The 18236-nt window shown below is 58.6% G+C and carries 21 protein-coding genes; 8 read left to right on the top strand and 13 right to left on the bottom strand.

Going from position 1 to position 18236, the window contains the following annotated elements; translation table 11 throughout:
• Positions 1-7: 7 nt before the first annotated feature.
• The 7 genes from ssuE to PLU01S_RS02950 all read right to left on the bottom strand — a co-directional run bounded on the left by ssuE (position 8) and on the right by PLU01S_RS02950 (position 5881).
• A complete protein-coding gene (ssuE, locus tag PLU01S_RS02980; protein WP_074821979.1) occupies positions 8-592 on the bottom strand; it encodes an NADPH-dependent FMN reductase in 585 nt (194 codons plus the stop codon).
• 228 nt (positions 593-820) lie between these two features.
• Complete coding sequence (locus tag PLU01S_RS02975; RefSeq protein ID WP_074821976.1) at positions 821-1837, bottom strand: TRAP transporter substrate-binding protein; 1017 nt, start codon at positions 1835-1837, stop codon at positions 821-823.
• A gap of 63 nt (positions 1838-1900) precedes the next feature.
• A complete protein-coding gene (locus PLU01S_RS02970; protein WP_074821974.1) occupies positions 1901-3178 on the bottom strand; it encodes a TRAP transporter large permease in 1278 nt (425 codons plus the stop codon).
• Positions 3179-3243: 65 nt separating this feature from the next.
• Positions 3244-4380, bottom strand: a complete 1137-nt coding sequence (locus PLU01S_RS02965) for a gluconokinase, GntK/IdnK-type (protein WP_074821971.1) — start codon at positions 4378-4380, stop codon at positions 3244-3246.
• A gap of 174 nt (positions 4381-4554) precedes the next feature.
• The gene (locus PLU01S_RS02960) at positions 4555-4983 is read right to left on the bottom strand and encodes a VOC family protein (RefSeq protein WP_074821968.1); all 429 of its coding nucleotides are present in this window, start codon (positions 4981-4983) and stop codon (positions 4555-4557) included.
• Positions 4983-5366, bottom strand: a complete 384-nt coding sequence (locus PLU01S_RS02955; protein ID WP_074821966.1) for a DUF3140 domain-containing protein — start codon at positions 5364-5366, stop codon at positions 4983-4985. Before PLU01S_RS02955 ends, PLU01S_RS02960 begins: the two co-directional genes overlap by 1 nt.
• Positions 5366-5881, bottom strand: a complete 516-nt coding sequence (locus PLU01S_RS02950; protein WP_074821963.1) for a Rho termination factor N-terminal domain-containing protein — start codon at positions 5879-5881, stop codon at positions 5366-5368. Before PLU01S_RS02950 ends, PLU01S_RS02955 begins: the two co-directional genes overlap by 1 nt.
• 118 nt (positions 5882-5999) lie before the next feature.
• On the opposite strand from PLU01S_RS02950, the gene PLU01S_RS02945 reads away from it, so the two are divergent.
• Complete coding sequence (locus PLU01S_RS02945; RefSeq protein ID WP_162842006.1) at positions 6000-6530, top strand: GNAT family N-acetyltransferase; 531 nt, start codon at positions 6000-6002, stop codon at positions 6528-6530.
• Between the two features lie 221 nt (positions 6531-6751).
• Here the strand turns inward: PLU01S_RS02945 and PLU01S_RS26745 are convergent, their stop codons facing one another.
• Positions 6752-6844 carry a small membrane protein YohP gene (locus PLU01S_RS26745; protein WP_446677047.1) on the bottom strand — a complete coding sequence of 31 codons (93 nt, stop codon included), beginning with the start codon at positions 6842-6844 and terminating at the stop codon, positions 6752-6754.
• 162 nt (positions 6845-7006) lie between these two features.
• Here PLU01S_RS26745 and PLU01S_RS02940 point away from each other — a divergent pair, with 162 nt between their 5' ends.
• Entirely contained in the window at positions 7007-7906 is a 900-nt protein-coding gene (locus PLU01S_RS02940) for an alpha/beta hydrolase (RefSeq protein ID WP_074821961.1), read from the top strand.
• A 154-nt stretch (positions 7907-8060) separates the two neighbouring features.
• Entirely contained in the window at positions 8061-8576 is a 516-nt protein-coding gene (locus tag PLU01S_RS02935; protein WP_010795858.1) for a hypothetical protein, read from the top strand.
• Between the two features lie 86 nt (positions 8577-8662).
• Here the strand turns inward: PLU01S_RS02935 and PLU01S_RS02930 are convergent, their stop codons facing one another.
• The gene (locus tag PLU01S_RS02930) at positions 8663-9970 is read right to left on the bottom strand and encodes an MFS transporter (RefSeq protein WP_074821958.1); all 1308 of its coding nucleotides are present in this window, start codon (positions 9968-9970) and stop codon (positions 8663-8665) included.
• Between the two features lie 222 nt (positions 9971-10192).
• Between PLU01S_RS02930 and PLU01S_RS02925 the strand changes: the two genes are divergently transcribed.
• The 5 genes from PLU01S_RS02925 to PLU01S_RS02905 all read left to right on the top strand — a co-directional run bounded on the left by PLU01S_RS02925 (position 10193) and on the right by PLU01S_RS02905 (position 13309).
• On the top strand, positions 10193-10885 hold the full coding sequence (locus tag PLU01S_RS02925; RefSeq protein WP_074821955.1) for a TetR family transcriptional regulator: 693 nt from the start codon (positions 10193-10195) through the stop codon (positions 10883-10885).
• A gap of 95 nt (positions 10886-10980) precedes the next feature.
• Positions 10981-11481 carry an urease accessory protein UreE gene (ureE, locus tag PLU01S_RS02920; protein WP_074821952.1) on the top strand — a complete coding sequence of 167 codons (501 nt, stop codon included), beginning with the start codon at positions 10981-10983 and terminating at the stop codon, positions 11479-11481.
• Positions 11478-12149 (top strand): urease accessory protein UreF, encoded by a 672-nt coding sequence (locus PLU01S_RS02915; protein ID WP_074821950.1) that lies wholly within the window; start codon positions 11478-11480, stop codon positions 12147-12149. The genes ureE and PLU01S_RS02915 overlap by 4 nt, the downstream gene beginning before the upstream one ends.
• Positions 12150-12162: 13 nt before the next feature.
• Entirely contained in the window at positions 12163-12777 is a 615-nt protein-coding gene (gene ureG, locus PLU01S_RS02910) for an urease accessory protein UreG (protein ID WP_010795863.1), read from the top strand.
• Positions 12778-12835: 58 nt separating this feature from the next.
• Entirely contained in the window at positions 12836-13309 is a 474-nt protein-coding gene (locus tag PLU01S_RS02905) for a nucleotidyltransferase family protein (RefSeq protein ID WP_074821947.1), read from the top strand.
• Here the strand turns inward: PLU01S_RS02905 and PLU01S_RS02900 are convergent.
• The 4 genes from PLU01S_RS02900 to PLU01S_RS02885 all read right to left on the bottom strand — a co-directional run bounded on the left by PLU01S_RS02900 (position 13281) and on the right by PLU01S_RS02885 (position 18235).
• Positions 13281-13904 carry a phosphatase PAP2 family protein gene (locus tag PLU01S_RS02900; RefSeq protein WP_074821944.1) on the bottom strand — a complete coding sequence of 208 codons (624 nt, stop codon included), beginning with the start codon at positions 13902-13904 and terminating at the stop codon, positions 13281-13283. The genes PLU01S_RS02905 and PLU01S_RS02900 overlap by 29 nt on opposite strands.
• Before the next feature lie 58 nt (positions 13905-13962).
• Complete coding sequence (locus PLU01S_RS02895) at positions 13963-15207, bottom strand: phospholipase D-like domain-containing protein (protein WP_074821941.1); 1245 nt, start codon at positions 15205-15207, stop codon at positions 13963-13965.
• A gap of 61 nt (positions 15208-15268) precedes the next feature.
• Positions 15269-15919, bottom strand: coding sequence for a MotA/TolQ/ExbB proton channel family protein (locus PLU01S_RS02890; protein WP_010795867.1), 651 nt, complete (start codon positions 15917-15919; stop codon positions 15269-15271).
• A gap of 33 nt (positions 15920-15952) precedes the next feature.
• Positions 15953-18235 (bottom strand): TonB-dependent receptor, encoded by a 2283-nt coding sequence (locus PLU01S_RS02885; RefSeq protein ID WP_074821938.1) that lies wholly within the window; start codon positions 18233-18235, stop codon positions 15953-15955.
• Position 18236: the final 1 nt, after the last annotated feature.

The following is an 18236-nucleotide window of genomic DNA, read 5'->3' as shown; positions in this document are numbered from 1 at the left end:
GGTTACATCAGATGCTCCAGCGTGCCTGTGTCAGCTGCGCTGTCAAAACATGTGGCTCGACCGGCTTCGGTCGGCGAGCCAGTGCGGCCAGAAAAAGCTCCAGTGACTCGTCCAAACGCTCCGCCAGTGCAGGCGAGAGCGGTGTCTCGCGTTCATAGCTGACCTGGCTGTCATCGGCGAACACGCCGGGCAGGATCTCCTGCGCCTTGAGCGCAGCCAGCACTGGCTTGAGTGCGTAGTCCACCGCCAACATATGTGCAATCGAACCGCCGGTTGCCAACGGCAGCACTACCTTGTGGCTGAGTGCCCGCTCCGGCAACAGATCAAGTACCGTCTTGAGCACCCCGGAAAACGAGGCCTTGTAGATCGGTGTGGACACCACAAGACCATCCGCATTGTGCACGTGCTCGACAAAGGCCTTGACCTGAGGGCTCTCGAACCGCGCCTGGATCAAATCTTCGGGCGGGAAATCCTGGATGCGCCAGGAGGCTACCTCGACCCCATGTGCGTTCAGCCATTGCCGGGCCTCGCCGAGCAGTACGCTCGATCGGGATCTGGCCCCCGGGCTGCCCGCCAGCGAAACCACTAGCATGCCGTTCCCCTTCAACTATCCTGTCAGGGTCGGTATGCCCTTCAGGTATGTAGCGAACCATAGCAAGCCTTAGCTTATACCTAAAAATCATTTTTATTCATTTGCTTATAACTTTTTGTATAAACGAAAAACCCCAGCGCGCAGGCTGGGGTTTTCTGGTGTTGCAAGGCTTGCAAGCAGAATGCGGACGATCGGTACTGCACCCTCGATTTACAGGGTGAAGCGCCCTTACTGCGGCGCTTTCTGGATTTCAGCCTGCACCTGATCGAACAGCGGTTTGCCCACGGTATCGATAACCGACTGGATGGCCGGCTGCGCCTTTTCACGCATGCGCTGGGTTTCTTCTGCGCTTACCTGGTTGATTTGCATTCCGTGGGCCTTCAGCTCTTCCAGGGCTTTTTCGCCTTCGGCGCGTGTGTCCAGCCGCTCGGCATCACGTGCCTTTCTGGCTGCCGCCATCAGGATGTCCTGTTCGGTCTTGGACAGCCCATCCCACCAGCGCTTGGAGGCCATCATGATCCAGGGGCTATAGACGTGGTTGGTCACGGTCAGGTACTTCTGCACCTCATAAAACTTGGATGACAGAATCGTGTTGAACGGGTTTTCCTGCCCATCCACGGCCTTGGTTTCCAGGCCGGTAAAGAGTTCGGAGAACGGCAGCGGCACGGCATTGGCACCCAGCTGCTTGAAGGTATCCATGAAGACCGGGCTCTGCATCACCCGCACCTTGATGCCAGAGAAGTCTTCCAGCTTGTTGATCGGGCGAACGTTGTTGGTCATGTTGCGAAAGCCGTTCTCCCAGTAGACGAGGCCGACGAGGCCCTTATCCTGAAGCTTGTCCATGATCTGCTGGCCGACCGGCCCGTCGAGCACATAATCCGCCTGCTTTGCATTGGAAAACAAAAAGGGCGTATCCCAGATCGCCATTTCCTTGGTGATGCCGACCAGGGTCGCGGTAGAGCCCACCATCATTTCCTGCGCGCCGCCAATCAACGCATTCTGCATCTGGGCATCCGGGCCCAGGCTACCGGCGCCAAAGGTGCGCACCTTGAGTTTGCCGCCTGACGCCTTGGCCACCTCCTCCGCAAACACCTTGGCGCCGCGTCCCTGGTTGCTGTCTTCGTTTAGGCCATAACCGAAGCGGATCATGCGGGGGCGAATGTCATCGGCGGCCTGGGTTGTCAGGGCGGCCAGCGGACCACAGAGCACAGCCGTGGCCAGGGTTGCGAAGATAAAGCGTTTCATGGGCATTCCTTTTATTGTTGTTGATAAAGCCTGATGCCTGGGCGCTACAAGGGCCCAGGCCGTTCAATGCAACCATTTCAGCGGTACGGTAATGATCTCGGGAAAGATCACCAGCAGGACAACAATGGCGATATAGGTAAAGAAGAAGGGCAAAACCCCTTGCACCAGCTTTTCCATGCGGATACGCCCGATCCCTCCGACCACGTTCAATACGGTGCCCACCGGCGGCGTAATCAGGCCGATCGAGCCGATCAGCACAAACATCACGCCAAAATAAACCGGGTTGACGCCCGCCTTGGCTGCAATGGGTGCCAGGACAGGTCCCAGGATCAGGATGGTGGGCGTAAGGTCCAGCACCATGCCGATGGCTACCATCAAGAGCATGATGGCGGCTACCAGCAGCTTGGGATTGTCGGCAATCGGTCCCAGCATGGCAGCGATTTCATCGGGGAGCTGGGCCAGTGTGACCATATAGGCCGAAACGGTCGCGGCCGCACACAGGAACATCACCGAGGCCGTGGTGCGGCTGGCCCGGGTCAGCACTTCAACCAGTGCGTTCCAGCTCAGTTCCCGGTACAGCAGCGTGGACACCAGTAGCGCATACACCGCCGCGACCACGGCTGCCTCGGTGGGTGTAAAGATACCGCCCCGCAGGCCACCTACAATAATCACCGGCAGCATCAGGGCGGCAATGCCGTCCACGATGGCGTGACGGCGTTCCGCCCAGGAAGCCTTGGGCTGCGGCGGCTCGTGAATGCTTCGGGCGATCAATGTCCAGGCGATGATCAGCCCGGCCCCCATGATGAGCCCAGGGACCAGACCCGCCAGGAATAACTGGCTGATCGAGGTATTGGTTACAACGCCGTAAATCACAAAGGGCATCGACGGCGGAATGATCGGCGCAATAATGCCGCCTGCCGACACCAGTCCACAGGAAGAGCTGAGCGGATAGCCGCGCTGACGCATCATGGGCAATAGCAGGGTTGCCAACGCCGCGGTATCGGCCAGGGCCGAACCCGACATGCTGGCCAGCAGCACCGAGGCGGCAATGGCAACGTAACCCAACCCGCCTTTCTTGTGGCCGACAAAGGCTTGGGCCATGGTGATGATGCGTCGGGAAATGCCGCCTGCGTTCATCAGCTCGCCAGCCAATATAAAGAACGGTACAGCCAGGAGCGGAAAGCTGTCGGCACCGGCCTGTAGGTTCTGGGCCAGCAGTTGCACATCCCAGAAGTCCAGGTACCACATCAGCACCGCGCCGGTCAGCAGAAGCGCAAACGCAATCGGCATCCCGAACGCCATGAAGCCCAACAGGGAGGAAAGAAAGACAGCAACGGTCATGATCAGCCCTTAAGGGAGGCAGTGCCTCGTAGTCTTGTTATTGGAATCGACTGATTACACCGGGCTCAGTCTGCCGTGACATTTGCCAGGGCCGGCGGTACCTCCCGCTCGGTACGCCAGGCATTGAGCAGTTGCACCAGTGCCAGCACCGCGAGCGCGATCATGCTGACCAGTACCGGCAGCATGGCGATAGCCAACGGGTAGCCCACCACGGGGCTCGCGTTCTGCCAGCCAAACTGCATCTGATACCACGCGCCCCATGCAGACAAGCCGCTGCCTGTGGCAATCAGCAAGGCGCTGACCGAATCGACAAGCCGCCGGGCAATGCGCGGAAACTTGTCACGGATCAGGGTAAAACTCATCAGCTCGCCGCGACGCATGCTGGACGCAACGCCAACAAAGATCAGCCAGACGAAGGCCAGCCGGGACAGCTCCTCGGCCCCGGCCCATCCGGAGCCGAACGCATAACGCAGCACCACATTGACAAAGACAGCACCCACCATGAAGGCCATCAGAATGGCCATCAAGCTGTCGGTGAGCTTATCGAAGCGCTGGGCCGTGCGGTTGTTATAGATCGGCTCGCTGGTCAGGAGCGGCTCGTTCCGCGGAGAAGGTGCATCGGGCATCTTTGAGGCCAGGCTGATCAAGGCGGCCATTTCGCTACTTGGAATTGGCGCATGCATCCAGGCGCTTACCTCCTGAACAACCGCATCGCTGGCCTTGGAGGCATCGACATACAGCACCCCTGGCTCTCCTCTGGGAGATTCGAGGGTGTCGAACTGGCTCTTGACGAGTGACGTAGGCATGTAATGGCCAGAACGCTCTCCGACGCGCTGGAGCGCCGTTTCGTAATCAACCGACAGATACGCGAAACGCAGGCCGGGTACGGCATCACGCAGACGGTCCCGGTAGCTGCGACGCAGTGCCGAGCAGGACAGGACGAATCCCGTGCCATCCTGAACGGCCTTTTGCATCTCAAGCCGCAGGCGATCGAGCCACTCGATACGGTCGGCATCGGTCAATGGCGTACCGGCCTGCATGCGGGCCACGTTTTCAGCGGAATGGAAATGGTCGGCTTCGATATGACGAAAACCAAGACAGCGGGCAACGCCCAGGCTCGTCTCGGTCTTCCCTGAACCGCTGACGCCCATGATGACAAGGGCCTGAGCGGGTGTAGCGGAGGTACTGACGGGTGAAGTCATGGCGCTCTCCAGAGCGCCTTTCGGTGCGCTCATTCTTATTTTTGTTTGATGTTAGCGCTAACATCACAATTGGGCAATGAGACTGAAAGGCCACCAGTCGAACGTGTTCCGTATAGACGTAACAAGATATTTCATGAACCGAGTGGGATGCCCTGCGCTAGAGCAATGGGCAGATCAGTAGTTTTCCCACAGCCCCGGCGTTGCCAGCTCAACCAAATGACCGTCAGGATCACGAAAGTACAGGCTCACTCCGCCCTTCGGCCATCGCACTTCACCTTCGATCACAATCCCGTGAGTCGCCAGATGCTCACGCCACGGCTGTAGATATTCAGGAGCAATGGAAAAGGCGTAATGAAGTCTGCCTGAACCGTCATGGGGTGGAATGGTGCCGCCGGGAAGCTGAGCAGGCGTATCGGTCGTACCCTGCTGGAAAAGCAGTAAAACGCTACCCGGTGCGGCGTCATAGGCCGCGACACGCTCATCATGAAACATGACGCTCAGGCCCAGCAGTTCCTCATAGAAACGGCGAGCCTTTTCCAGGTCAGCCACATAAAGACCGGTTTCCAGTACTGGACCAAGGGGCGGAGCGGTTGGAGATGTCATCAGCCGGCCTTTTGCTTCATGGGATCATGCCCCCAGTTCATCAGGGACTTGCGCCAGCGCGTATCACCTACCTCACCATCCGGGCGCTGCTTGATGTGCCGATGCACATAGCCGATGACCTTACGCATGGCCAGGTAGTCATCTTCGCTCAGCTCAGCCTGCCGCTTGCGTTTAATCTCGAGGATACGCTCGCCCATCTCATGGCCAACCGCCTCGCCGTCAGCCTTTGCCTTGACCTTTTGGCCTTTGGCCGTCATGCCGACAGACTGGCTCTCCTCGCTCTGCAACCACTTGCGCAGCCGGGCAGGCGGCATGTTGACCACCTGTTTGAATTCACTGCGCAGTTCTTTCTTGTCCGCATCGGTAAGCGCTTTTGCTGTCATTATTCACCTGCCTGCTTGAGTGCATGAATCAGCTCGTCCTTTTTCATCCGCGAGCGCCCACGGACCTGATGGTGTGCTGCACGCGCCATCAGCTCGGTCTTGGTCATATCGGATAGCGCGGTATTGCGGGCAGACGCCGTCTTGCGGGCAACATCCTCCGGCTGTTTGGAGTGCTGCTTGCCTCGACGGGTATCCCGCCGCTTATTGGCAGTGCTGCGGGCATATTCGCTGTCGCTGATCTGCTCTCGTGCCTTTTTAGGCAGATAGCGCTCACCCGTCTCGGTGGACTTATCGCCGGACTTTGTCCCCCAGTCCTGCTCGGTCCATTGCTGGAGATGGTTATCGGGACCCTTGCCGCCCTCATAACCTCCACCCCGCTTCTGGTATTCCTGGCTCGCCAATTGCGCTTTTCGCGCCGACCACTGGCCGGCACGACCACCCTTCGAGCCACGCGTCACATCCTCTTTAACACTGTTCCACAATTCCGGATCGGTCTTCCTGGCGGTAGCAGACATCTGTCTTTCTCCTCAGTAGAGTTTCGGACCCCTCGGAAATGGGGACCACCTATCGAGACGCTTGTTCTAGCTAGGCGACGAGGTGTATCAAGAAGGACGCTTCAAGAAGGACATGGTCATGCCGCTACCCTCGCTTCAAATCCGTGATGCCACCGAGTCGGATATTCCTGCTATCCAAGCCATTTATGCCCATCATGTTCTGCATGGAACGGCCACCTTCGAAGAAATTCCACCCGATGAAGCCGGCATGAAACGACGCCTGCGGACCCTTCAGGAAGCTTCCTTGCCGTTTCTGGTCGCCGAGCTGGATGGCATGGTACGAGGCTACTGCTATGCCAACTTCTATCACACGCGATCGGCCTATCGTTACACCCTGGAAGACACGGTTTATCTGGAGGAAGGCTGGCGTGGCCGCGGCCTGGGTAAAGCCCTGTTGAGTGCGCTGCTTGAGCGCTGCGAAGCGGGAGGTTGGCGGCAAATGGTGGCGCTTATCGGCGACAGCAGTAACGCAGGCTCCATCGGGCTCCATCGCAGCCTGGGCTTTCGTCAGATAGGTATTCTGGAAAAGGTCGGCCTCAAGTTCGGCCAGTGGCATGATGTGGTGATGATGCAGAAAAATCTGGGTAAAGGCAGCAGCGATACACCGTAAGTCGGCTGTACAGAACTTCGGTTACTTCGGCTCCTCACAACAGGTACACCCACTCAGAGGAGACCTAGCATGGCCGATAAATCGCCAGTAGCACCAGAGCGCCAGGAAGCGGAACTGTCCCCGGATGACTTTGAAGAAATGCCTGAGGACGAAGAAGAGTAACGCATGCGCCCATAAAAAAGCCCACCGCATGCTCAGGTGGGCTTTTCATGAGCCTCGCATCAGAAGATCAACTTGATGATGCCGATAACCACGATCAGGCCGATAATGAAAATAACGCCGGCGGTGCCCCCAATAAACTTCAACATACTCATGCTCCTTAATTAAGTGCGTTCACTTATTAAGACGCCAGTTGTTCGCAGACGTTCGCTGAAATATTCATTAAAGGCTTCTGCCGAACGGCCAGGCAGGTTTTCCAGTCTCTTTTAGGTAACGCGCCTCCAACGGTCTATCTGCATTTCGCAAGAGCCCTATTCATGTCTACCACATTGATTCGCCGCCGCTGGCGCCCCTTGGCCTTTCTTGCCTTGTTGCTGGGTGTGGGTCTGCCGTTTGGCTGTTCTGAACTCGCCCACAAAGAGCGTGAGTTGGTGTTCAACATCGAACCCGGCACTGCCAGTTGGTTCTCGGGCGTGCCCACCGGTGTCCAGCAGTTCAACATCCCGGTCACGACTGGGCTCAGCAAGACGCAATATGTCCATGCCTGGTGGTGGCCTGCTGCAAAGAAAGATGCCCCTGCTGCCCTGTACCTGCATGGGACGCGTTGGAACCTGACCGCCCAGGTGCGTCGCATCACTACCCTGCGCAGCCTGGGCTATTCCGTTCTGGCCATCGACTACCGGGGCTTTGGTGAAAGCCCTGGCGATCTGCCCTCGGAAAACACGGTGTATGAGGATGCCCGGGTGGCCTGGAAGCGCCTCGTTGAGCTGCAGCCCGACCCTAAAAAACGCTATATCTACGGACACTCGCTGGGCGGGGCAATAGCCGTCAACCTGGCTCAGCAGATTTCAAAACAGAAAGACCCGGAGGGCGACCCCGCCGCCGCAGCCGGCCTGATCATCGAGTCGACCTTTACCAGCCTGGCGGATGCGGCAGCTGCCGTGGTCGACACCTCGTTGCCGATCCGCTGGATCATGTCGGAGAAATTCAATTCCATCGACAAGATCGACCAGGTCGATATGCCGGTACTGATCGTCCATGGAACAGGTGACCAGTACGTACCCTCCCGCTTCAGCGAGGAGTTATTCAGGAAAGCTCAGGATCCGAAGCGGTTATTGCTCATTGAGGGAGGCAACCACACCAACAGCATGTCCATCGGAAGCCAGGAATATGCCCGGGCAGTACGGGATCTCTTTGGACTGAAAGGCGCGTACTAGAGATCAGCGCGCCCTGCACTATCAACGAGAACATATGCCACCTCGATTGGGCATCATTTCCGGTGATGTTTGGTATGCCTACGATCCATTTTTTAATCGATCAACTCGAACCGATACTGAATCTGTCGAAACGATCCCATCGAGGAAACAGATCATGAAACGCACTATCGCATTCGGTATCGGCCTCACCGCCTTGGCATTCAACACTCTGGTTGCTGCTCAATCCCTGCCCCAAGCCGCTCAGCTGTACGCAGAAGATGGCAGCCAGTACACCGTGGACAAGATGATCAACCGTCAGACCAAAAGCATTGAAGAACGTCTGCTGACCGAGAACGGCTCCGACCAGACCTTGGGCCGCCTGATCGAGCGCCAGCAAAACCGCTTGAATACTCCTGCCCAACTGGCCGAAGACGGTACTGAGCAGACCATCGACAAGATGATTCATCGTCAGCAACATCAGATCCAGTTAGCTGAAGATGGTACCGAGCAGACCATCGATAAGATGATCCATCGCCAGCAGCACCAGCTTCAGGTAGCCGAAGATGGCACCGAGCAGACCATTGACCGGATGATCCAGCGTCAGCAGGAGCACATTCAGCCGCAGCTGGCTGCCGATGATTCACAGCAAACCATCGACCGCTCGCATCACCGCATGCACCGGATTGTCTGATGCCGGCCCCATAAAAAAGCCCGACCAGTTGATCGGGCTTTTTTATTTATAGCGACTGCTTCACGCGACTATTTCATGCGACCGTTTCACGCGACCGGCTTTTCATCCGGGAGGCCATCGGAGCGGCCAATGTTAGGCGGCGTATCCACCATCAGCTCCTCGGGCACTTCCTCCACGCGGGGGTCGAGCGTTGCGGCCATCGGGCTAACTGTATCCGGCATCGCCACGTGATGCAGTGGTGCTTCATCCACGAGATGCTCATTTGTTACGAAGCGAGGCTGAACCCAGATGATCAAAATGACGGCATAGATCGACACCAGAATGTAGAACATGCCGGGACCAAACTGATTCATCAGCGCACCGGCCAGCAGCGGACCAATACAAGCGCCCACGCCATAGGTGGTCAGCAGCATGGCGGAGAGCTCCACGCGGCGCGAAGGCTCCACATGGTCGTTGGCATAGGCCACTGACAACGGATACAACGTGAACAGCAGCATGCCGGTCAAAAAGCCGGTGCCGAGCAGTCCGGCATAGGGCAAGGTGATATATCCCCACATCGGAATTGCGGCGAGGCAGAGCAGCACGGCGTTGGCGCGGATCAACTTGCAGCGGTCGACCCGATCGGACAGCCAGCCTAGCGGCCACTGCGCACAAAAGCCTGCCACGATGCACATACCCACGAACATACTCGACTGCGCCGTATCAAGCCCGTTGCGGTTGGCGTACACCGGCGCGAGACCATAGAAGGCACCGACCATCAGGCCAGCGGCAAAGATCGTGACCAGTGACTGCGGTACGCGCTGCCAGAAGAACTTGATTTCAAGGGGCGCGGCGACCAGCTTGGCCGGGTGTACACGACGCGTCATGGCGATGGGAATCAGGCAGGACGCAAAGCAGATTGCCACCAGCAGCAGCGGCTTGTAATCCAGTGCCGGGTGTACGGCCAGCAAGGCCTGCCCAACCACCAGTCCCAAGTCCACCGCCACCATGTAGCCGGCAAACACCTTGCCCCGCTGGTGGTTTTCGGCCTGCTCGTTGAGCCAGCTTTCAATCACCATGTACTGGTTCATCATCAGAACACCCATGATGAAGCGCAGCACCAGCCAGACGCCCAGATGATCGGTCAGGGCGTGAATGAGTACCGTCACCGTCGCGCCGCCGGCGCAGGCGACGTATGAGCGGATATGCCCTACGTTGGCGATCAGCCGGTGGCCGAGTTTGCCACCGCAGACCAGCCCGAAATAATACGCCGCCATCAGGCAGCCGACCCACAGATCGCCCGCCCCCTGTTCCGTCAGGCGAAGGCCGATGTAAGTGGTGAAGAGGCCGGAACCGGCCAGCATCAGGAGCGTAGCAATATAGAGCGCGGGAAATGTGACAAGCGGGCTGAACATGAGTCGTCTGATTTGAGCTGAGCCAATCCTGGCGGGAAGAGAGCGATCGAAGGCACGGCTATCGGCCGTGGGTGCTTCATCTTTAAGCGCATCGATTATCACCTGGATAGTGCGCCATATGCAGACAGACTACCGGCGCCCGGATTTTGTCACACGACAAGTGTTTCAACCGGACGTGCGGGTATTTGATAGAGTACCCCCTTGCCTGATTGGAAAACCGCCATGTCCTCCCGCGCCGAGCAAAAACTGCAAACCCGCCATGCCCTGCTGGATGCTGCACGTATGCTCATGAGCAGTGGCCGCGGCTTCGGCAGTTTGAGTCTCAGGGAAGTGACCCGCAGCGCCGGTATCGTTCCGGCGGGGTTCTACCGGCACTTTCCCGATATGGATGCCTTTGGACTTGCGCTGGTTGCCGAAGTGGGCGAGACCTTTCGCGAAACCCTGCGCCGGGTACGTCATAACGAAATCGAACTGCGTGGTGTGATTGATGCCTCGGTCGGCATCTTTATCGAAGCCGTCGCCGAACACCGTAGCCAATTCATCTTTCTTGCCCGGGAGCAGTACGGCGGTTCGCTGTCGATTCGTCAGGCCATCAGTGAACTGCGCCAGCACATCACTGATGACCTTGCATTAGACCTGTCCCAACTCAACCGGCTGCCCCACCTTACGTGTCAGGACATCGATGTTCTGGCGGATCTGGTGGTCAAGACCGTATTCGCCACTCTGCCCGAGCTGATTGATGTGCCTGATGAGGGACTGGAGCCGCACAAGACGCCCCAGGCCAAGATCATTCATCAGCTACGCTTCATCATGATCGGTGCCAAGCACTGGCGCGGCCTTAACATGCTGTTCGCACCAAATCAGGGCGAACCCCTGCCTTCCGACCCGCTGCTGCACCGAAATCAGGCAAACTGAGCGCACGATCCCCTGTGCAACGCCGGTGAAACGAGCCGTTGCGTTCTGGCAGGCCGCTTGCTGTAGTCTTCATAAAGCACAGCGGATACTGCCTTATGTTGGTCATTCATACCCGTCTGCCCTCCCCCGATACCTGGCACGAAGAAATTCACCTTGGCTTCGAGGCGCGCAGCAAGAGCCGGCTGCGAACCGTGACGGTCAGTGGCGAAGATGTCGGGCTGTTTCTCGAACGCGGCCAGCCGCCCCTGTTTGACGGTGAAGGGCTGCGTGCCCAGGACGGCCGTATCGTACGCGTCTGCGCCCGCCCCGAGGCTCTTTTGCACATCACCTGCGCCAATGCCCATGAGCTGACCCGCGCTGCCTACCACCTGGGCAACCGTCATGTGGCGCTGCAAGTAGGCGATGGCTGGCTACGCATTCTGGATGATCATGTACTCAAGGCCATGCTGGATCAACTGGGCGCTACGTGTGAATCGATCCAGGCGCCTTTCCAACCTGAGCATGGCGCTTATGGTGGTGGGCATCACCACTCGCACTACGGTGAGGCTGATTTCAATTATGGCCCTCGGCTGCACCATTTCGGGGTGCGGATATGAGCCCGGCCTGGGCATTGATGCGTCTGGCCAGCCCACAATTACCCATCGGCGGTTACAGCTATTCCCAAGGGTTAGAGGCGGCCATCGAGACCGGCCTCGTAACCGACTCAAGCTCGGCTCGCGTCTGGCTCGAAGATCAGCTGGAGCTTAACCTTGCCCGTTTCGAAGCACCGCTACTGCTGGCTCACTGCCAAGCGGCTGCCTCAGGCGACTGGCTTCGGCTAACTGAATTAGCAGGCCGCCACTCAGCCAGCCGAGAAACCCGAGAGCTGCGCCTGGAGAGCCGCCAGACCGGTTTTTCCCTGACGCAACTGCTCAAGGACTTGCCCGAACTGGACCCCGAAGCACGCGAGCACCTTTTGGCCAGCGAGCCAACGTTTGCCCTGGGTTGGGCGGTTGCCGCGCGTGCCTGGGCCATTGCCCCGGCAGAGGCCGTCTCGGCCTGGCTCTGGGGGTGGCTGGAAAATCAGCTGGCCGTTCTGATGAAAACCCTGCCCCTCGGCCAGCAGGCGGCACAGCGACTGACCTCTGAACTCCTGCCAGCCCTGGACGCAGCCCTCGCAACTGCCCGTGCGCTACCGGAAACCCTCTGGGGCAGCGCACCGTTTGGTCTGGCGCTCGCCAGCATGGCCCACGAACAACAATACAGCCGTCTTTTCAGATCCTAGGAGAACAAGCGCGATGAACACTCAACCCCTGCGCGTCGGTATTGGCGGCCCGGTCGGTTCCGGCAAGACGGCCCTCACCCTCGCCCTCTGCCGTGCCCTGCGTGATCGTTACAACCTGGCGGTTGTTACCAATGATATCTATACCCGTGAAGATGCCGATTTTCTCGTGCGCAACGAGGCGTTGGCCCCTGAGCGCATCATCGGCGTGGAAACCGGTGGCTGCCCGCACACGGCCATCCGTGAGGATGCTTCCATCAACCTGGAAGCGGTAGACCAGCTCAACCGCCGCTTTCCTGGTCTTGATCTGATCCTGGTCGAATCCGGCGGCGATAACCTTTCCGCCACGTTCAGCCCGGAGCTGTCTGACCTGACTATCTACGTGATTGACGTGTCTGCGGGCGACAAGCTCCCCCGCAAGGGCGGCCCGGGCATCTGCAAGTCTGACCTGCTGGTTATCAACAAGGTGGATCTTGCCCCAATGGTCGGTGCCTCACTTGAGGTGATGGACCGTGACGCCCGCAAGATGCGGGGCGAGAAGCCGTTCGTGTTCAGCAACCAGAAAGTGGGCCAGGGCCTGGAGGACATCATCGCCTTTATCGAAAAGCAGGGCATGCTGACGGCTGCGTAGCGCCCCATACTGCAAGGCACATGCGCAGCATAGCCAAACCAATAGTAAAGGGGTTCCCATGAGTCACGCTGCTGCCTTGCGCTGGATCATCGATCTGCTGAACGAGCGACACATCCCCTTTCTTTTATGCGGCGGTCTGGCGGCCCATGTTTATGGCGCCAGACGCCCGCTGAACGATATTGATCTCCTGGTTCCAGCAGACCGTTTGCAAGAAATAGCCGCTGCCGGCGCTGCTGTCACGACCAAGCCCCTCGAGCGCCGCTGCGAGGAGGGCTGGGATGTGGAGTATGTGCAGTTCAAAGTTGAAGGCGTGAAGATCGAGATAGGCGGCACGCCCGGTGCCCGGATTTTCGATAAGGGCCACTCAACCTGGAGAGACCTTGAGGCAAACCTGGCCAAAGCCCGCCCCGCAACGCTGCTGGGCGTAGCCCTTCAGGTAATGGACCGTGATGAGCTGGCCGCCTACAAAGCTATGCTCGGACGCGAAGTGGATACAGAAGACCTTATCGCCCTTTCGACGCCACACCCATGACCTTGGTGACGAGTACCGCTACGCTGGCGCCAAGCAAGCCACCGGCGACCACATCGGAAAAGAAGTGGTAGTTACACAGCAAAAGCCCCACCGGTACCACCGCGGCTATTACTACCGCAAGTCCCCTCAGGCGGGGCCAGCACAGGGCAATCGCCACGGCGGCAGCGTAGGCAACTGTGGTATGTCCGGAAGGAAAGGACGCGTACCAGTCTCCGCCGTGAAACCAGTTGAAGCCATAAGCCTGATTATGGATCAGTGAGGGATTGCCATGGGTCCAGGTCTCCGGCCAATAACGACCGAAGACAGGCTTGAGCGAATCCTTCACGCCCTTGGCGACCAGGACGCTGAAGGCCAGCACGAAGCAGCGGTGACGATGCACGGGCAACAATCGCTGACCGATGCCCAGGACAATGATCAGCAGTACCGCCAGCACCGTCAGCCAGTCCGCCACATGGGTCATCAGGTTGGGCCACGCCAGACGGCGCAGGTCGCCTGCATGGGCCCAATAGGCAATGGGCTGGTCGATCACGCCATATCCCAGCAGGATCAGCACAAGGCCACCTGCCCAAGCGATCAGCAGCGGTTTACGTGTCACGGTACAGACTCCTTTCCAGGGTGAGCGGCATTCAGCCCGATACCCGTCCCGTTGGCAATCACGGCGTACCGGGATGCGGCTCCGGGTAAGTACGCGTCACGCTGATCATGTCGGCATAGGGGCTATTCCACAACTGCTCATGGAGCTGGCGAATGCGCTCGGCCATGGCGTGATCCTGCATCACCACCTCCAGGTTGCGGGAGTTATCCAGATAACCGCCGAGCCAATTGCTGGTGCCTACCCAGGCCAGGCGTCCATCGATTTCCATCGTCTTGCTGTGAATCACCCGCGCAAAAGGAATGAAACCGCTCGGATCGGCTGGCAGCGTGACGATCTTGACCTGTACATTCGGTAGCACGGCCAGGCTTTTCAGGTAGTCGATCTCCGGTGCGCCCGTGTTCCAGTGAGACACCATCAGCTTGATGGATACCCCTCGGGCGGCCGCCGCGCGCAAGGCATTGTCGATCACCGGGTAATACGGGCGGGTCTTGTCCGGCCCGTAGGAAAGCGGCGCGTAGTCGAGCAACTGCACACGCACCTCATGCCGGGCCTGAGCGAGCAAACGCGGTAACTCTATCTGGGAGTCACGCACGTCGGGCGGGTTGTAGCGCGCAGGGCTGGCGACCAAGTAATTGCCAGCCGGAGTTGGCTGATCTGAGGAGGTATGCCGGGGCTGAGGTACGGGTTTACCTTCCGCCAGCGCTTCCTGCGCCTGCCAGTCCTGATTGAAGATGGCTTGAACCTGAGCAGCCACCGTGGGATCACTGATCCGCACGCCTGTTTCGTGGATATGCGTCAGAGAGCGCCAATCAAAGTTCTGGCTGCCCACAAAAGCCTCACGACCATCTATCACCAGATATTTGGCGTGAATGATCCCCCCGGTCAGCTGGCCATACGGCAATACATGCAAGGTCAGATTAGGAATGCTGCGTAAGCGGTCCAGCGTGGCAGGGTCCGACATCCGCAGCCCCTTCTCTTCCAGCAGGAAGCGAATCGTCACGCCGCGCTGCCCGGCCGCCTGCAAATGCTCGATCACAGTATCTAACCGTGAGCCCGGCTGGCCGGAGGCATAGAACTGGCCTATGTCGATGCGGTGCTGCGCCCGGTCGAACATCCCGCTCCAGACCTCGACCGGGTTACGCAGGTCATTCGTTGCTAGATCGGTCGCCACCGGCACGGTATGCACCAGCTCGAACCCTGGAATCTTGAAATCGGCCCAACTGAGCGTACTGGCGCTGAGTAAGAAAAACCCAAAACACAGGCGTCGAGCGCCACGGATCGGCAAACGGGACAATACAGGCATGGAGGTCTCAAACAAGAAGGAAAAGACTGGGCGAGGACCGACTGGCCCTCGCCGCAACCGATCAGGCAGTACGGTACTGCGCCATTGGCTCTACAGATTGAACGTGGGCTTCATCCACAGGCTGAGCACCCATGCTGGCGCGAATCAGCAGGATCTTGAGCTGATCGTTGATGCGCTCCAGGCGATCCTGGAAGAAGTTATGAAAGACCACGCAGCCCAGCGCGATGGCAATACCCAAACCGGTTGCAAACAGCGCCGTTCCGATGCCTGCTGAGATCTGACCCGGGTCGGATACACCCGCCGAAGCCAGCGCTTTGAAGGTATCGATAATACCGAGGATGGTCCCGAGCAGCCCCAGCAGCGGCGCTGCGGTCGTAATGGTTTCGATGATCCACAGACTACGGGCCAGCGGTGCGCGGGTTGCGAGGTACTGCGCCTCGATCGTCTCGTCCAGTTCCTTACGCGTTCCTCGCTGCGCCTTCTGCGCCAGTACCGGCCGCACCATGGTAAGCGGCAAGCTTTCGCGGCGGGTAAAGGACTCCGGCAGATCACGGTCGCTACGCACCTTGGCCGTCAGTAATGACTCCAGTTGACGCGCCTGCCTGCGGGTATAGGCAAAGTACAGGCTCCGCTCGATGATGACGAACAGGGCAATGGCGATAGCGCCGTACATAACATAGAAGGTGATGTCATGGAGCAGGTCGGTATTCATATTCAGCACACCTCGTTAAAGAAGGTTCGAAGGTCAGAAACTGGCTTCCAGGGACACCGTTACGGTCCGCTCGACGCCGACGATGTAAGCCGGATCGCCGTCGCGGTAACCGCCGTAGCTCGCTGCGTTGGTCTTGTAGGTGTACACACCGTCCAGATACTTCTTGTCGAACAGGTTGTCGACGTTCAGACGCAGGGTGGCGTCCTTGACGATGTGCTTGTCTACCGGCAGGTATATGCCAGCCCCAAGGTTGAAGATCGTCCGGCCCGGAATACTCTCGTCATTGGTCAGGTCACCGTAGAGCTTGCTCGTGTACTTGGCACCGAAGGTGCCGTAATAACGGCCGTCGTCATAACCGATATTGGCTGCCAGCATGTTCTTGGGCACGTTGGCAAACTGCTTGCCGCTGGTAGGCAGCTCCACCGCAACGCCATTGTTGTAAGCAGTAATGTCGTCCTTCTGCTTGGCACGGGTGTACGTGTAGGAGGTGTAGTAATTGAAGTTGTGCGGCAGCAGGCCGCTCCACTCCAGCTCAAGCCCCATGTTGTCTACGTCACCCGCATTGATATCGGCGTAGTCACCGTTCTCGTCACGCGAGGAAACCTGGCGATCCTTGAACTTTAGATAGAACAGGGTAGCCGACAGGGCCATGTCTTCCTGGGTGTAGCGCCAGCCCAGTTCGTTGCTCCAGCTGGTTTCAGGATTGAGATTGATCGAGCCCTCACCCTGATCGTACAGCACGTAGTTATACGGTATGCGCATGTTACGGGTCAGGTTATAGAAGAACTGGTTCTGCTCGTCGAAGCGGTAGCCGATACCAAAGGTCGGCAGCACCTTGCTGTAGTTCTGGTGACGCTTCTCCGGCAGCTCGGTCAGGCTGCCATGGTTGGTCCCCTTGCGATCGACATCCATGTAGGCCACGCCGGCGTTGAGCGTCCAGTCCGGGTTCATGTACCAGGTATCCTGTACCCAGACCTTATGGGCTGGCGTAACGGTGTAACGGTCGCGTCCCTGGATGATGTTGCCGTTGGCGTCGCGGGTCTCGTCCGAGTCCGACCAGACGCTCTCAGGCTTGCCACTGGACTTGAGTGCAATGAACGGCTGGGTCTGCCGCTGACGGGCGCGTTCGTACCAATAACCGAATTGCAGGCTGTGATCGCCCAGGTCCCAATTCAGCTTGGTCGTGATGCCGGGGCGCCAGGTCTGGGTACGAGACGGCCGATAGTAGACGCCGGTATAGGAGAGTCCATCATTGGCGTAGCTGCTGGCCGTAGGCAGATTGCCCAGGTCGTAGACACCATTGCTGCTGGTTCCGCGGTTGAGCGAATACGCGGTGCTGCCTACGCCGCTGCCGTCCCCCCAGTAATAATAGGGGATGACCGACAGGGACATGTCATCGCGCAGGCGGAATTGGGTATTGAGCACGCCGGTAAAGGTCTTGAACGGGTTCTGTGCCAGCTCGTAGTACTTGGAAATCTTGCCGTTGGAGCCCAGCGCAGGCGGATTGGGGTTAGGATCGTATTTGCGCCCGTACTGGGTGAATTCATTCTTGGTGAGCTGGCTATAGCTGTTGTTGTCCTGCTCATGGTACTTGAGGATCAGGTTGGCCGTATTGCCATCCCCGGCGTCGAAAAAGCTGTTCCATTCCACCTTGTCGGCCCGAACGGCACCGTGGCCTCGCCACATCTGACCTTCGGTATGCGAGGCAGACAGCCAGTTGGACAGGCCATTCCACTCGCCTGTATTCAGACGGGCAAAGGTCTTGTAAGTACCGTTGCTGCCTGCAGTCTGTTTAACAAATGCGCCGGTCTCCTTGGTTGGCCGGACGGTTGTCAGAGTAATGTTGCCGCCACTGGAGCCGATATGCGGACCGTCGGCATCCGAGGCGCCCTGCACCACGGAGATCTGGTCGAGGTTTTCCGGATCGCCCAGCAGGTTGGAATACAGCGCATAGTTGCCCGAGTCATTGATGGGCATCCCGTCAACGGACATGCCGACCTGATCGGAGTTAAGCCCCCGCAGGGTAAAGCGAAAACCCGAAAGGCCCGTGGCGTCTTCGCTGGAAATATTCAGTCCCGGCGTGTACTTGAGCCGGTCAACGGCATTGGCGGTTGCCGTCTGCTTATTCATGGCTTCGCGAGTAAGGGTGGAGCGCGACTTGGGGCTTTCTTCAGGGGTCATGTACCCGCTGCCCAGCGTGGCCTTTCCTTCGACGCCGATGGTGCCGACATCACGCTCACCGGTTTCCTGCGCCATGGCTACACCATGGCAAAGACCAGAGGCAACCAGCGCCAGGTAAATCCTTGTGTACTTCATT

Source organism: Pseudomonas luteola NBRC 103146, from assembly GCF_002091675.1.
In the GTDB taxonomy this organism is placed as follows: domain Bacteria; phylum Pseudomonadota; class Gammaproteobacteria; order Pseudomonadales; family Pseudomonadaceae; genus Chryseomonas; species Chryseomonas luteola.
This window is presented reverse-complemented; position numbering and strand designations above follow the sequence as displayed.